Below are 15,237 nucleotides of genomic sequence, written 5' to 3' on the forward strand. Positions count from 1 at the left end.
AGTTTCTTCCTGTGCGCCCACTCACTGCTGACTCGCTCCGCGGTGTGTGGGCGACTTTGTTGTTACCCCTGGACGCCGACGACTCGATCGACTTCGCCCGGTTGTCCGCTCAGGCGGACGTCCTGAGCCGGTCCGAGGTCGCCGGCCTGTACGCCCACGGGACGGCGGGGGAGTTCCAGACGCTGACCGAGGACGAGTTCGATCGGATCAACGACGTACTGGCCGCGACCGGTAAGCCGTTCCAGATCGGGGCCAGCCATCCGTCCGCCCAGGTGCAGCTGTCCCGTGTCGAGCGGGCCGCGAAGCTGGCGCCCGGAGCGATCCAGTTGATCGTCCCGGACTGGCTGCCTTTGAACCCGGGCGAGCTGCTCGACTTCCTGCGACGGGTGGCTGAGATGGCGGGAGATGTGCCCCTCGTGTTGTACAACCCGCCGCATGCGAAGACGACGGTTGCGCCGCGGCAGTTGGCCGAGCTCGCCGCGGCCGTGCCGAGTCTGATCGGGCTGAAGACTGCAGGCGGCGACAAGACCTGGTTCGACGAGACCGTGCGCTCCGGTCTGGCGATCTTCGTGCCCGGGCATTTCCTGGCGAGTATGTCGTTGCTCGGCGCACACGGCAGCTACTCCAACGTGGCGGCGCTGTCACCCGACGGCGCGGTCGCCACCGCTCAGGACCTCGACGTCGAGCGCCGGATCGCGGAGTTCTTCGCCGCGCACGTCGCACCGCTGCAGAAGGCCGGCCTCTCGAACCCGGCGCTGGACAAGTTCCTCGCCGCGGTGGGTGACTGGGCCGACGTCGGCACCCGGGTGCGCTGGCCGATGCAGGCGGCAACGGCCGAGCAGGTCGCGGCGGCGCGTCCCGCGGCCCGGAGCCTGCTGCCCGAGCTGTTCTGACCTGTTCTGAACTGTCCTGACATTCCTGGTAGCCTCAAGGCAGCCGTTCACAGCACTCGGGAGAGACCCGTGTCATCGGGCGCCGAAGGGGCAATTCCTCCCCGGAACCTCTCAGGCCCATGGACCGAGTGTCGCAGGCGACTCTGGAGCGCAGACGCGTGACAGAGGGGGAGGCCCCCGGCAGCGACAGTCAGCATCCAGTCAGCATCGGAGCCTCTAGTGAACGACACCCCGCAGCTTTCGGCGACCTTCGCCGACCGGCACATCGGACCGCGCCCGGACGAGATCGCCCGGATGGTCGAGCTCCTCGGGTACGACGACGTGGACGCGCTCGTCGACGCCGCGGTCCCGGCCTCGATCCGTTCCGCGGAGGCGTTGCGGCTGCCCGAACCGGCCTCCGAGGTGGACGCGCTGACCGAGCTGCGCCAGCTCGCCGGCCGCAACACGATCGCCACCTCGATGATCGGCCAGGGGTACTACGGCACCTTCACGCCGTCCGTCATCGTCCGCCGCGTGGTCGAGAGTCCCGCCTGGTACACCGCCTACACGCCGTACCAGCCGGAGATCTCCCAGGGCCGCCTCGAGGCCCTGCTGAACTTCCAGACCGTCGTCTCCGACCTGACCGGTCTGCCGACCGCGAACGCGTCGCTGCTCGACGAGGGCACCGCGGCCGCCGAGGCGATGACGCTGGCGCACCGCTCGAACAGGAAGAGTAAGTCCGACCGCTTCCTGGTCGATGCCGACTGCTTCGCGCAGACGATCGCGGTCGTGCAGACCCGCGCCCAGGCGCTCGGGATCGAGGTTGTCGTCGACGACACCACCGAGGGGCTGCCCGAGGGCGACTTCTTCGGCGTCCTGGTGCAGTACCCGGGCTCGAACGGCGCCGTCCGCGACCTGAAGCCGCTGATCTCGGCGGCCCACGACCGCGACACGCTCGTCGCCGTCGCCTCCGATCTGCTTGCGCTGACGGTGCTCGAGGCGCCGGGTGAGGCGGGCGCCGACATCGTCATCGGGTCCTCGCAGCGCTTCGGCGTACCGCTGTTCTACGGCGGTCCGCACGCCGGCTTCATGTCGGTCCGGACCGGCCTCGAGCGGTCCTTGCCCGGTCGACTGGTCGGCGTCTCCGTCGACGCGGACGGCGCCCCGGCGTACCGGCTGGCGCTGCAGACGCGCGAGCAGCACATCCGTCGCGAGAAGGCGACGTCGAACATCTGTACGGCGCAGGTCCTGCTCGCGGTGGTCGCCTCGATGTACGCGGTCTACCACGGGCCGGCGGGTCTGCGCGCGATCGCGGAGCGCGTGCACGCGTACGCCGGCAAGCTCGCCGCCTCGCTGCGGGCCAGCGACGTCGAGGTGGTGCACGACGACTTCTTCGACACCGTGCTCGCCCGGGTGCCGGGCCGCGCCGCCGACGTCGTGGACGCCGCCCGGCAGAACGGCATCTGGCTGCGCCTCGTCGACGCGGACCACGTCGGCATCTCCTGTGACGAGAAGACCGACGTCGCGACGCTGACCCGGGTCTGCCAGTCCTTCGGCGGGCAGTACGACGACACGCTCGGCGCGGCGGCCATCGCAGTGTCGCGGACGACGGAGTACCTGACGCACCCGGTCTTCAACACGCACCGGTCCGAGACCGCGATGCTGCGGTACCTGCGGAAGCTGTCCGACAAGGACTACGCGCTCGACCGCGGGATGATCCCGCTCGGGTCCTGCACGATGAAGCTGAACGCGACCACCGAGATGGAGCCGGTGACCTGGCCGGAGTTCGCGGACCTGCATCCGTTCGCGCCCGTCGAGGACGCGGCCGGGTACGTGAAGCTGATCGGCCAGCTGGAGCGCTGGCTGGCCGAGGTGACCGGGTACGCGAAGGTGTCGATCCAGCCGAACGCGGGCTCGCAGGGTGAGCTGGCCGGCCTGCTCGCGATCCGTGGCTACCACCGCGCGCAGGGCAACCTGGACCGCAACGTCTGCCTGATCCCGGCATCGGCACACGGTACGAACGCTGCGTCGGCGGTGATGGCCGGGATGAAGGTTGTCGTTGTCAAGGGCAACGACGACGGCACGATCAACCTGGACGACCTGCGGGCGAAGGCGGCCGAGCACGCCGACCGGCTGGCCGCGATCATGATCACGTACCCGTCCACGCACGGGGTGTACGAGGAGAGCGTCCGCGAGGTCTGCCGGCTCGTCCACGACCACGGCGGCCAGGTGTACGTCGACGGCGCGAACCTGAACGCTCTGCTCGGGCTGGCGAAGCCGGGCGAGTTCGGCGGCGACGTCAGCCACCTGAACCTGCACAAGACGTTCTGCATCCCGCACGGCGGTGGCGGTCCGGGCGTCGGCCCGGTCGCGGTCGCTGAGCACCTCGCTCCGTACCTTCCGAGCCACCCGCTGCTCGACCAGGCCGGTCCCGAGTCCGGCGTCGGCCCGATCAGCGCGGCCCCGTTCGGATCCGCGGGCGTGCTCGCGATCTCGTGGGCGTACATCCGGATGATGGGTGCGTCCGGGCTGACCGAGGCGACGAAGGCCGCCGTACTGACCGCGAACTATGTCGCGAAGCGGCTCGAGGGCGCCTTCCCGGTGCTGTACACCGGTGAGAACGGCCTGGTCGCGCACGAGTGCATCCTCGACCTGCGGCCGATGACCAAGGAGACCGGGATCACCGTCGACGACGTCGCGAAGCGGCTGATCGACTACGGCTTCCACGCGCCGACGATGTCGTTCCCGGTGGCCGGCACGTTGATGGTCGAGCCGACCGAGTCCGAGGACCTGGGCGAGCTGGACCGGTTCTGCGACGCGATGATCGCGATCCGGCACGAGATCGACCGGGTCGCGGCCGGGGAGTGGCCGGCCGCCGACAACCCGCTGGTGAACGCGCCGCACACCGCGGAGTCGGTGATCAACGACAAGTGGGAGCACGCCTACACCCGCGAGGACGCCGCGTTCCCGCGCTCGGTGGACCGCGCGTCGAAGTACTGGCCGCCCGTCCGCCGCATCGACGGCGCGTACGGCGACCGCAACCTGATCTGCTCCTGCCCGTCCCCGGAGGCCTTCGAGTAATGTCGCTGCGCTCTGATACCGCTGCTGCTCTGTTCACGGAGATCGCGGCGGCGCAGGGGGATTCGCGGTTGCCTTCGGTCAACGCCGGTGTGCTGCAGGACGGCGCCCTGGCGTGGACCGGGGCGCGGGGCCGGTTCGCGACCGCGGACGGCGGGTTGCCGGGGCCGGACGTGCAGTACCGGATCGGGTCGATCACCAAGACGATGACGGCGATCCTGGTGCTGCAGTGCCGGGACGACGGGCTGCTGTCGCTGAACGATGCCGTCGGCAAGCATCTGCCGGGGGTCGCGTTCGGGGACCTGACGATCCGGCACCTGCTCGCGCACAGCGGCGGGATGAACGCGGAGCCCGAGGGGCCGTGGTGGGAGCGGAACCCGGGCGTGTCGTTCGACGAGCTGACCGCGGCGATGAGCGAGTCGCAGGCAGCCGGTCCGGCGGATCGCAGGCACCACTACTCGAACCTAGGGTTCGGGCTGCTCGGCGAGATCGTCGCGCGGCTGCGTGCGGCGTCCTGGCTGGAGCTGGTTCAGGATCGCATTCTCGGTCCGTTGGAGCTGCGGCGTACGACGTACTTCCCGGAGGCGCCGGCCGCGCAGGGGTTCTCGGTGCACCCGTTCAGTCGGCAACTTGACCCGGAGCCGGCGTACGACTCGCGGGCGATGGCGCCGGCGGGACAGCTGTGGAGCACGATCGAGGACCTGGCGCGGTACGCGGCGTTCTGGATCGACCCGGTGCACGAGGTGCTGTGCCGGGACACCGTCGAGGAGATGGCGACGCCGGTCGCGTCCGATCCGCGCGAGGGGCTGAACGCGTCGTACGGCCTCGGGCTGCGGCTGATCGCGGACGATCCGCAGCTGCTGATCGGTCACACCGGGTCGATGCCGGGCTTCCTCGCCGGGCTGTTCGTCGACCGGGTCCGCCGGGTCGGCGCGGTGACGCTCGGTAACGCGACGTACGGGCGGGTGGCGTCGCTGGCGCCGGACCTGATCCGGATCGTGAACACGTACGAACCGCCGATCACGCAGGAGTGGGTGCCGGAGCCACCGCTTGCCCAGGGCACCGACCTGCTCGGCCACTGGTACTGGGGCAACACGCCGCTCACCATCTCGGTCTGCGCCGGGATCCTCCAACTGACCGGTGGCCTCACGACCCGCCTCACGCCGCTCGGACCGGACCTGTACGAGGGCCGCGACGGCTACCTCGCGGGCGAAAAACTCCACGTGATCCGCGCCAACGGAACCATCAAGCAACTCACCGTAGCCACATTTGTCCTTACCAGAACACCGTACGGTCGTTAGGCTGTAGCGAAACTGCATGGAGTAGATCAGGGGTAGATCACCCGGCTCGTTACCGGGAGGGCGCAGGTTCGAGTCCTGCCTCCATGTCTGCGACGGTCCAGCGAACGGGGGTTCCGGATGTCGGAGGGGTACGCGACGGGCCGGCTGCGGCACGCGCTCGAGCGGGCGCTGGTTGCGGACGATCCGGCGGTACGCCGGCGTGCGGCGGTCCGGGTCGACGCCTGGCGGAACGTCCTGGACGGGATGGCTTCCGGCCGGCTCGCGGTGGGTTCGCGGACGCCGGTCGCCGACACGCCGGTGTGGGTCACGCTCGAGGTGGTGACCGGCGGGTTCGCGACCGGGCGGTACCTGGCAGAGGCCCCGCTGCGGGACGACGAGCTCGCGCGGCTGCCCGCCGATGCGCCGGGGGAGACCGATCGGGAGCGGCTCAACCTGTGGTATCTCGGCGACGAGGGTCTCGCGGAGCTCGGACAGGCGTTGCGGACCGGTTGCTATCGCGTCGACGTACCCGAGGAGTCGGCGATGCTGGTGGTCGCCTGGCTGCTCGAGCACGGGCATTTCGCCGCGGCGCTCGATCTGGTCGCGGAGCTGCGTCCGTTGATGCATCGGCTGCGGTTCACGCCGACGGTCTCGGCGGCGCCTTCCGGGGCGGTGGTCCGGCGAAACGCGGTGGGCGAGATCCGTGCCCAGCTTCGGCAGGCGAAGGTCCGCCCGCAGATCGCCGCGATGCGCGAGACCCTCGAGGTTTGGAATCCGCTGTACGACCGGCTGGTGGCGCTCTGGTGCGACACGGTCGACGGCGACCTCCCGTACCTCATCGACGGGACGGTCAGCGGCGGATGGCCGTGTCGCATTTGGCCTGACGACTGGGCCGAGCGGCGCCGGCTGTGGATGGACGATTTCAAGAGCGCCGCCGAGCTCAACCGCGCGCGGCATCCGCGGAGCAACTTCGCGCGGCTGCAGGCGCTGCTGGAGGACTGCCCTGACGGCAGTTCGGCGCTGACCGGACGTGATGTCGGCTGGATCCGGCGCGCACTCGCGAACACGATCAACGCCCACGGCGCACCTGGATCGGAGGCGCGCGCGACGTTGCGGGCCATGCAGGGCGAGGTGGTCGCGCAGCCGACGTACGCGACGTTGGCGCACGTACTGAGCACCCGGCTCGACGTCTTTCCGCGCGAGGGCGGCCTGCCCGAGCTCGGTCCGGTCGCGGGGCCCGTCGACTGTACGGAGGCGCCTGCGGCGGCCGGTGCGGAGATGCCGGCGCACCTGATGGCGAAGGCGGCCCGCGCACTCGAGGCGCCCATCGGTGAGCTGGTGGAGCGTGGCGTCATCGGATCCGGCGAGGTGCTCGCCGAAGTACTGCCGCAGGTCACCTCGCAGCTGCTCGCTGCGAGGTTCGCGGATCAGGCATTGGCCTCGGCGTACGCGCAGACCTACGCGGCGTTCCGGCGCCGGCGGAGCCTGCTGCTGCTCAACCTCGAGCATCAGGTGCGGTTCGAGGAGCTGCCGTGGATCGCCGCCGTCGCGCTCTACCGCGACCAGAGCGAGCAGGCGACGCGCGCCGCGAACCAGACGTTGCGCGAGACGACGACCGTCGCGCTCGGCGCGTTCCCGCAGACGATCCTGCCGAATCCGCTGGTCCGCGAGTTCGGCGCGCTGGCCGCACAGGCGGGCCACCGGTTGCCGTTCGTCGAGGAGGTTGCCGCCGACATCTTCATGGGGACCTTCACGGCGAAGTGGCGCGAAGCGGCGGCGATCGCCGGCCGGGTGCTGTCCGGAACGTTGTACGCGCGGTACTACGACCTGCCCGCGGCGTGGCCCGCAGCCGAGCATCGTTCGCTGCTGCACTGGCGCAAGGTGACGGCCGACGACTTCGCCGAGGCGTGCGGCCGCCGGGCGGCGGAGGCGCGGACATCGGAGAACCCCCCGTATGTCGCCGAGAACGGGACCGTGCTCGAGCAGAGCCAGATCCTCACCACCCACAACCTCGCCGTACTGATCGATGCGCTCGACCTGACCGACTGGCTCCGCGAGGCCGCTCCCGATCTCGCCGACCGTGCGTTCGGGTGGGCGATCCAGCGCCAGACCCAGACACCGTCGTACCAGGGCGTGAAGAACACCGCGTACGCCTGGCGCCAGGGGATCTTCTTTCTCAGCTACTGCGACCCGACCGAGGTCCTCACGCGGGTGGAGGAGCGCGCACGGGTGCTCAGCCCTCGCTTCAAGCCGGCCGTCCGGGGCCTGCTGGACGTCGCGGCAGGGGAGCGCTTCGACTCCCGCGGCCACACTTCGAACGGCGGCCGCCGGCTCCTCGGCTGGAGCGCCGGCCCGCACTGGTGCCTACCGTCCCTCACCTGACCGCTGCGCGTCGATCGTGAGGATGGCCACTTCGGACGTGGCCGAGTTGACACGGTGAGTGAGCCGGGTAAAAGTTAGGGCTGCCTTAGTAAGGGTTGCCTTACTCAACAACATCTCCGGGAGAAACTGGATGTCGCAGCCCGTGCGTCTGACCGCCGTGACCGCTTCGCCCGTCCCCATCCACGATCCCTTCGCCGCGCGGTGGCCGTTGGCCTCGACGGTGTCGAACCGGGAGCGTGGACCGTTGCCGCACGGTTCTCCGGGAGCAGTACTGCGCCGCGCCGCCGACGCGCTCGGTGAGCCGCGGGTGCCGTCGACCGGTGTGGGGGAGTCTGCAGCGCTCGACCTGATCGCCGGCCTGCTCGACGAGCAGGGGATCGATCTGAGCCACCCGCACGCCGCGGCGCACCTGCAGCCGCCGGTGCTCCAGGTCGCGGTCGACGCGGACGCACTGGCGTCGGCTTCGAATGCCTCGATGGACACGTACGACTCCGGTCCCGCGACGCTGGCGATCGAGCAGTGGGTGGTGCGCGCACTGGCGACGCTGGCCGGTTTCGGCCCGCAGGCGGACGGCGTACTGACGCCTGGCGGCTCGATCTCGAACCTGCTCGCAGTCCTGATCGCCCGCGACAGCGCGGCGGCCGCGGCCGGCATCGACGTACGGCGCAACGGGCTGCAGGGGCTCGAACGGCCCGTGGTGTTCTGCTCCGAGCTTGCGCACTTCTCGGTCCAGCGGGCCTGCGCCGCGCTCGGGCTCGGTGAGGAGGCCGCGATCACGATCGCCTCGGACGAGAACTTCCGGATGCGTACGGACGTACTCGCCGACGAGTTCGCCAAGCCGGGTCGGACGCCGGTCGCTGTGGTCGCCACTGCCGGTACGACCGACTTCGGATCGATCGACCCGATTGCGCCGATCGCGGATCTGGCCCGGGAGTACGGGGCCTGGCTGCACGTCGACGCGGCGTACGGGTTCGGGGCGCTGTTCTCCGAGCGGCTGGCGCCGTTGCTCGCGGACGTGTCGCTGGCGGACTCGGTGACGCTGGACCTGCACAAGATCGGCTGGCAGCCGGCCGCGACCAGCGTGCTGCTGGTGGCGGACCGGAGCCGGTTCGCGGCCTTCGACCGGTCGGTCGACTACCTGAATCCGGCGGACGACATCGACTCCGGCCTGGACGGGCTGCTCGGACGCAGCCTGCAGACCACGCGCCGTCCGGATGCGGTCAAGGTTGCCACCACGCTGACGGCATACGGCCGGGCCGGGCTGGGCAGGATGCTCGACACCTGCCACGAGCTCGCGCACGCCGCCGCGGCCCGGGTCGTTGCCGACAGCAACCTCGAGTTGCTGGCGCCGGTGACCCTGACCACGGTGCTGTTCCGGGTCGCGGGGCAGGGCCTGGACGCGGCCGCGAGGGATGCGCTCCAGGGCGAGGTCCGGCGCCGGTTGCTGACGTCCGGGAGGGTGCTGATCGGCCGGACCAAGCTGCCGGCCCGCGGCGACGCTCCGGGGCACCAGGCCGCGGTCGCGTTGAAGCTGACGCTGCTGAACCCGAACGCCACCGCGACGGACATCGAGGACCTGCTCGACCAGGTCGTGGCCACCGGCCTCGACGTCCTGACCGGCGAAGGAGCAGCGTGAGCATTGCAGTCGAGGCGCATCTGAACGCGATCCTGCGGTGTTACACGCGGGAGGCGGCCGTGCCGGTCATTGCCGGATTGTTGACATTCGACATCGGCGGTTCGACGGTCACGGCGCGGGCCGAGCATGCGTCACGGACCGGGTTGCACCAGTTCACCGACGTACTGCTGGACGGTGTGTCGCCGGCGCCTGAGGCGTTGGTGCGGGCGCTGTCTGCGGACGCCGATCCTGCGGAGGTCGAGGACCTTGCCGCCCGGACGGCGGAGTCGGTACGGAACGTCGCGCTCTTTGTGGACCAGGCCGAGGGGCAGCGCGGTCCTGGGCGCTTCCTCGAGCTCGAGCAGGCGTTGCTGTTCGGGCACCTGAACCACCCGGCCCCCAAGAGCCGGGACGGACTGAGCGGCGACGAGCTGGCGGCGTACTCGCCGGAACTCGGCGGCCGTTTCGCTGTGCACTGGTTCGAAGCCGATGCCGAGCTGGTGTCGTCGGACCAGGTGGCCGGCGCGCCCTCGCTGCAGGGACTGGACGTTGTGCAGCTGATGGGCGCGCTGGCCGGTATCACCCCGTCCGCCGGCCGGGTGCTGATCCCAGCCCATCCGTGGCAGGCCGCGTCGGTGCTGCAGCGGCCCCGGGTCGCCGAGCTGGTCGATGCGGGGCGGGTGAAGTCGTTGGGCCCGCACGGCGCGCAGTGGTACCCGACGTCGAGTCTGCGGACCGTGTTCCATCCCGATCTGCCGGTGATGCTGAAGCTGTCGCTCGGGCTGCGGATCACGAACTCGCGGCGCGAGTCGACGCCGACCGAGCTGCGCCGCGGCCTCGAGATCAATCGATTGCTCGATGCGGCGTACAACGCTGGGACGGCGACCGCGCATCCGCGGTTCACGATCGTCCGGGACCCGGCGTGGGTTGCTCTTGACGAAGGTGGACCGACGTTGACCGGTCTCGACGTCGCGGTCCGGGAGGTGCCGGCGGACGTCAACAGTTATGCCTGCCTCGCCGGTCTGGTCGCGCCACGACCCGGTGGCGTCAGCCGGTTGAGTACGTACGCCGCCGAGGATCCGCTCGGCTGGACGGCGTCGTACATCGACCACGTCCTGGTTCCGATGCTGCACCTGTACGCCGAGACGGGCATCGGGCTCGAGGCGCATCAGCAGAACACGCTCGTACGGCTGGACGGCGCGGGCCGGATCAGGGGCGGTGCGTACCGCGACAACCAGGGGTACTACCTCGCGTCGTCGTACCTGCGCGGCCTGCTGGCCGTCACCGGACTGCACGACTCGACGCTCGCGGTCGTGGACGATCCGATTGTCGACGATCGACTGACCTACTACCTGCTGCACAACCAGGCGCTGGCGGTGGTGGGCTGTCTGGCCGCGGACGGGATCGCGGACGAGAGCGACCTGCTGAGTGTGGTGCGGGATCGCCTGACCCTCGCCCTGCCGCTGCTGAAGTCAGCTGGTCCCGACGGCGATCGCCTGGCGCGCAGGTGGCTCGAGGCGGACACACTGCCGTGCAAGGCGAACATGCTGACCCGGCTGCGCGGTATCGACGAGGTAGTGGCCCCACTGGACGCACAGTCGGTCTACCTCGACATCCCGAACCCGCTGCGGTGACGTCGTTCCAACTGCGGCGGGCAGCTCCCCCCGACGCCCCGCTGATCGCGTTGTGGATGGCTCAGCCGCACGTGCGCCGTTGGTGGCATCAGGGCTGGTCTGTGGAGCGCTGGGCGCAGGAGATCGAGCAGCAGGCCGCGGGGGAGCACTCCAGGCCCTGTGTCATCACGCTGGACGCGGAGGAGTTCGCGTACGTCGAGCTGTACCGCGTACGGCAAGACCGGCTGGCTGAGTACTACGCGTACGACGACGAGGACTGGGGCGTCCACGTAGCGATCGGTGACAGCACCCGCGTCGGCAGGGGGCTGGGACGCCGGCTGCTGCGCACAGTCGCCGACACGGTGCTGCGGTCCGAGCCGGCCTGTACGCGGGTCGTGGCCGAGCCGGACATCGAGAACACCCCGTCCGTCCGTGCGTTCGCGGCAGCGGGTTTCGTCCAGCACGGGGAGCTACAGCTGCCCGAGAAGACAGCAGTACTGATGGTCCGTACCCGGACCGTGCAGGAGGCATGAGATGTACGACGTGATCGCCATCGGCTGCGGGCCCTTCAACCTGGGGCTCGCCGCTCTGGCTGACGGTGTGGACGACGTACGGCTGGCGGTGTTCGACAGTCGGCCCGAGTTCACCTGGCACCGCGGGCTGATGTTCGAGGACGCGATGCTGCAAGTGTCGTTCCTGGCGGACCTGGTGTCGTTGGTCGAGCCGGCGCACCGCCTGTCGTTCCTGTCGTACCTGCGCGACAGCGACCGGCTCTACCAGTTCTACGTACGGGAGAAGTTCCACCCGACCCGCCGGGAGTACGAGTCGTACCTGCGATGGTGTGCCGCGCAGCTGGACTCACTGCACTTCGGGCACCACGTCCGGTCGGCTGTCTGGAACGGGTCCGCGTTCGAGCTGACTGTTGAGCGCGGCGAGGCCGTCGAGCACTACGAGGCGCGGCACCTCGTGGTTGGCGTTGGTACGGAGCAGTCCGTACCTGCCGCGTTGGCTGGTCTCCCTGCTGAGCGCTTCCTGCACTCAGCGGACTACTTGTTCCGTCGGGACGACCTGTTGCGTACAGGTCGGGTGACTGTCGTTGGCTCCGGTCAATCAGGTGCCGAGTGCGCACTGGACCTGCTGCGCGCTGACGGCCCCGCTGTGTCGTGGCTGACCCGTACGCCGTCGTTCGCGCCGCTGGACTACTCCAAGCTCGTGCTGGAGATGACCACGCCGTCGTACGTCGACTACTTCCACAGCCTGGACGAGCCGGTCCGTGATCGGCTCGTGAATGAGCAGTGGCGGCACTACAAGGGCATCTCCTCGGAGACGCTGGACGACATCCATGACGCCTTGTACAGAAGGGATCTAGGCGCAGAGCTCATGTGTGGCGTCGCGGTGGTGTCGGCGGTGGCGCGCGCCGACGGGGTGGAGCTGACCATGCTGCATGCCGACAGCGGGCAGACGTTTCAGCACACGACGGATGCGGTCGTGGCCGCGACCGGGTACCGGAACCGCCCGTTGCCGTTCCTGGAGTCGGTGCAGGATCAGCTCGAGCACGACGCGTCCGGTCGCTGGGTCATCAACCGCGACCACAGTGTCCGGGGCGCCCTGGAGGGACGCATCTTCGTCGCCAACGCCGACCTGCACAGCCACGGCGTCGCCGCGCCGGACCTCGGGATCGGGGCGATCCGCAACGCCACGATCTTGAACAGTGTGGTCGGTCGAGAGGTGTACCGGCTGCCCAAGTCCACGGCGTACACGACGTTTGCGATCCCCGGATGAACGCCTGGGAACGCTGCTCGTCGGAGCTGCTGGCGAAGCTCATCTCCCAGTTCTGCGCGGAGGGGTTGCTGGTACCGGACGAGAACCGCCTGGACCTCGGAGCGGTGTCGTACGTGTTCGAGGCGGAGCGCGGAGGGTTCGGTACCTGGCAGGTCGATCCGGCATCGGTTCGCCGTACCACCGCAGGCATCCTCGGCAACGACGAGAGCGAGGTCGCCACCGACCCGATCCAGTTCTTCGTCGACGCCGCCGACGTACTGGGCGTGGACGGCTCCACGGCGGCCGGGTACGTTGCCGAGCTGACGAGCACGCTGGTTGCTGACGTACGGATGGCATCGAGCGCACTGCCTGCCACTGACCTGCTCGAGCTGCACCACAGCCGCCTCGAAGGGCACCTGACCGGGCACCCGCTCCTGGTCGCCAACAAGGGCCGTCTGGGCTTCTCCGCCGCTGACAGCGAGCGCTATGCACCAGAGGCCCGTACGCCGCTGCACCTGGTCTGGCTGGCCGTACGGCGCGGTCTCGCCGAGTTCCGCGGTACGCCGGACCTCTCGGAGCACGCTGTCATCGAGCGGGAGTTGGATCCGGCGACCGTACAGGAGTTCCGTGCGTTGCTGGACGATCCGGACGCGTACGTGTGGCTGCCGTGTCATCCGTGGCAGTTGGACCACGTGATCCGTACGGAATGGGCGCGGGAACTGGCTCGTGGCGAGATCGTCGTCCTGGGGGAGAGCCCCGACGAGTACCTGCCGACGCAGTCGATCCGGACCATGGTCAACGTCAGCCGTACGGACCGGTACCAGGTCAAACTACCGCTGAAGATCCTCAACACCTCGGTCTACCGCGGCATCCCGGAGCACTGCACGCTCGCCGCCCCGATGATCACCCAATGGCTCCGCGGTCTCTGGTCCCGAGACGAAGTCTTCTCCCGCCTCGGCACCGAACTCCTCGGTGAAGTCGCCTCGGTCACCGTCCCGCATCCGCAACTCTCCACCCACCCCGGCATCCCCTACCAGTGGACCGAGACCCTCGGCTGCATCTGGCGCGACCCACTCGACCCCCGCCTCCGAGACGGCGAGACGGTCTGGCCGCTGGCCGCAGTACTGCATCCCGGCTTCACCGAGGCGGCGATCGCGCGCGGCGGCAGCGACCCACAGACGTGGCTCAGCGCCCTGCTCGCCACCCTGCTCCGCCCGCTCCTGCATCTCCTGCACCACTACGGCATCACGGTCAATCCGCACGGCGAGAACCTCGCCGTCATCTGCACCCCCGAGGGCCTCCCCGCCCGCCTGGTCATCAAGGACCTCGTCGACGACATCAACCTCTCCACCACCCCCATCGTTGCCCGCGGCCCCGAACCCGACTCGCACACCAGAGTCCTCCCCAGAAAACCCTGGCCGATCCTCCGCCAGTACGTGGTCGACGCCCTCCTCCTCGGCGTCCTCAATCCACTGTCCGCCCAGAACCTGATCCCCGAACCAACCTTCTGGTCCCTCACCGCCGGCGAAGTACACCACTACACCGAACAACACCCCGAATACACCGACCGCCTAAAAGCAACCGCATTGACCGCCCCCACCTTCCTCCGCTACCCCCTCAACGGATACCGCCTAACGCTCGGCTACACCGACCTCGACACCCGCCCACCAATCCCAGTAACAGGCACCATCCCTAATCCCCTGAACAGTGTCACTCCGGTGTATTCCGAAATGATCTTGCCAAGTGATTCCGCGCGCTTGGACAATGCCCAATGAACCTGTGACCGTCGCACGGGGGTGCGGCGGCCGAGCAGAATTGGGGGACCATCGTGCCGCATCTCGCCTTGGCGCCGGCCCGTCCGGAGACCGGGCCGTTCTTCTCCAGCCGCTTCCGGCGCCGCCTGCACGCGTACCGGGCGGCGCTGTCGCTGGAGTGGTCCGACTCCACCGTGCATCCCGACTTCAGCGAACGTCCGGACCTGCCGCCCTCGGCCGGCCAGTGCGGGGTGAGCTCGGCGTGGCTGCTCCAGGAACTGCCCTGGATGCTGCGCCTGCGCGCCCGGTACTGCGTCGGGGACATCGTCGTCGACGGCGAGGCGCTGGAGTTCCATTGCTGGATCGAGATCGGCCGCGCGACCGCGCCCGGCCGCTGGATCATCGACGTGACCTGCGATCAGTTCGAGCTGCTGGCCGACCACGCCTTCGTCTGTGATCGGCACAGCAGCCTGTCCGAACGCTCGATCGAGTACCGCTCGGTGCGCCGGCACTCCACCCGGCAACTCCGCTCCGACCCGGTCTGGGCCCGCGCCCAGGTCCTGGCCGAAGGGATGTCGCGGTGGTTCACCGGCGACTGACCTGGTGGCGTCAGCGCGCCATTACGCTGACGAGGCTGTAGAGCCCGAAGCAGAAGACCAGCACCACGCTGACCAGCATCAAGGTGAGCAGTTGCCGCCAGAACGACGTCACCAGAATCGTCCCAGCCAGCGCGACCAACATCGCAAGGATTTGCATCGGAGTTCTCCTTCCGCGGTGCGCCTGTCTTATCTCTATTTCACCGCACGACAATCGGGCGGCAATGCGGATATTGGTGTTCCTGGTCCTGCCAAAAGGCGGACCAGAGCATTGGCCAGATGCTTT

General features: G+C 69.3%; 11 protein-coding genes, 1 tRNA gene and 1 riboswitch. Of the genes, 11 read left to right on the plus strand and 1 reads right to left on the minus strand.

Features of this window, described 5'->3' with window-relative positions:
* Window positions 1–11: 11 nt before the first annotated feature.
* The 11 genes from ACGFI6_RS16600 (at window position 12) to ACGFI6_RS16650 (ending at window position 14,954) form a co-directional block, all read left to right on the plus strand.
* The gene (locus ACGFI6_RS16600; protein ID WP_393119259.1) at window positions 12–893 is read left to right on the plus strand and encodes a dihydrodipicolinate synthase family protein; all 882 of its coding nucleotides are present in this window, start codon (window positions 12–14) and stop codon (window positions 891–893) included.
* A gap of 47 nt (window positions 894–940) precedes the next feature.
* Window positions 941–1,030: riboswitch (glycine riboswitch) on the plus strand.
* An 82-nt stretch (window positions 1,031–1,112) separates the two neighbouring features.
* Window positions 1,113–3,953: an aminomethyl-transferring glycine dehydrogenase gene (gene gcvP, locus ACGFI6_RS16605; protein WP_393119261.1), complete on the plus strand. Its 2,841-nt coding sequence runs from the start codon at window positions 1,113–1,115 to the stop codon at window positions 3,951–3,953.
* Window positions 3,953–5,251, plus strand: a complete 1,299-nt coding sequence (locus ACGFI6_RS16610; RefSeq protein WP_393119263.1) for a serine hydrolase domain-containing protein — start codon at window positions 3,953–3,955, stop codon at window positions 5,249–5,251. Before gcvP ends, ACGFI6_RS16610 begins: the two co-directional genes overlap by 1 nt.
* Window positions 5,252–5,266: 15 nt before the next feature.
* Window positions 5,267–5,338, plus strand: a tRNA-Thr gene (locus ACGFI6_RS16615).
* A gap of 30 nt (window positions 5,339–5,368) precedes the next feature.
* Window positions 5,369–7,612 (plus strand): hypothetical protein, encoded by a 2,244-nt coding sequence (locus ACGFI6_RS16620; RefSeq protein WP_393119264.1) that lies wholly within the window; start codon window positions 5,369–5,371, stop codon window positions 7,610–7,612.
* A 130-nt stretch (window positions 7,613–7,742) separates the two neighbouring features.
* Complete coding sequence (locus ACGFI6_RS16625) at window positions 7,743–9,248, plus strand: pyridoxal phosphate-dependent decarboxylase family protein (protein WP_393119266.1); 1,506 nt, start codon at window positions 7,743–7,745, stop codon at window positions 9,246–9,248.
* Entirely contained in the window at window positions 9,245–10,861 is a 1,617-nt protein-coding gene (locus tag ACGFI6_RS16630) for an IucA/IucC family protein (RefSeq protein WP_393119268.1), read from the plus strand. Before ACGFI6_RS16625 ends, ACGFI6_RS16630 begins: the two co-directional genes overlap by 4 nt.
* Window positions 10,858–11,373, plus strand: coding sequence for a GNAT family N-acetyltransferase (locus tag ACGFI6_RS16635; protein ID WP_393119270.1), 516 nt, complete (start codon window positions 10,858–10,860; stop codon window positions 11,371–11,373). Before ACGFI6_RS16630 ends, ACGFI6_RS16635 begins: the two co-directional genes overlap by 4 nt.
* 1 nt (window position 11,374) lies before the next feature.
* Complete coding sequence (locus tag ACGFI6_RS16640) at window positions 11,375–12,622, plus strand: lysine N(6)-hydroxylase/L-ornithine N(5)-oxygenase family protein (RefSeq protein ID WP_393119271.1); 1,248 nt, start codon at window positions 11,375–11,377, stop codon at window positions 12,620–12,622.
* On the plus strand, window positions 12,619–14,376 hold the full coding sequence (locus tag ACGFI6_RS16645) for an IucA/IucC family protein (RefSeq protein WP_393119273.1): 1,758 nt from the start codon (window positions 12,619–12,621) through the stop codon (window positions 14,374–14,376). Before ACGFI6_RS16640 ends, ACGFI6_RS16645 begins: the two co-directional genes overlap by 4 nt.
* Window positions 14,377–14,429: 53 nt before the next feature.
* Window positions 14,430–14,954: a hypothetical protein gene (locus ACGFI6_RS16650; protein WP_393119275.1), complete on the plus strand. Its 525-nt coding sequence runs from the start codon at window positions 14,430–14,432 to the stop codon at window positions 14,952–14,954.
* A 10-nt stretch (window positions 14,955–14,964) separates the two neighbouring features.
* On the opposite strand, the gene ACGFI6_RS16655 is transcribed toward ACGFI6_RS16650, so the two are convergent.
* Window positions 14,965–15,111, minus strand: coding sequence for a hypothetical protein (locus ACGFI6_RS16655; protein ID WP_393119277.1), 147 nt, complete (start codon window positions 15,109–15,111; stop codon window positions 14,965–14,967).
* Window positions 15,112–15,237 lie beyond the last annotated feature (126 nt).

It is taken from the genome of Kribbella sp. NPDC048928 (assembly GCF_043197975.1).
GTDB lineage: Bacteria > Actinomycetota > Actinomycetes > Propionibacteriales > Kribbellaceae > Kribbella.

Excerpts from the sequence above, each read along its gene's own strand:
- ACGFI6_RS16610 (WP_393119263.1), top strand. The coding sequence starts at position 3,953 with ATGTCGCTGCGCTCTGATACCGCTGCTGCTCTGTTCACGGAGATCGCG.
- ACGFI6_RS16620 (WP_393119264.1), top strand. The coding sequence starts at position 5,369 with ATGTCGGAGGGGTACGCGACGGGCCGGCTGCGGCACGCGCTCGAGCGG.
- ACGFI6_RS16625 (WP_393119266.1), top strand. The coding sequence starts at position 7,743 with ATGTCGCAGCCCGTGCGTCTGACCGCCGTGACCGCTTCGCCCGTCCCC.
- ACGFI6_RS16640 (WP_393119271.1), top strand. The coding sequence starts at position 11,375 with ATGTACGACGTGATCGCCATCGGCTGCGGGCCCTTCAACCTGGGGCTC.
- ACGFI6_RS16645 (WP_393119273.1), top strand. The coding sequence starts at position 12,619 with ATGAACGCCTGGGAACGCTGCTCGTCGGAGCTGCTGGCGAAGCTCATC.
- ACGFI6_RS16655 (WP_393119277.1), bottom strand. The coding sequence starts at position 15,111 with ATGCAAATCCTTGCGATGTTGGTCGCGCTGGCTGGGACGATTCTGGTG.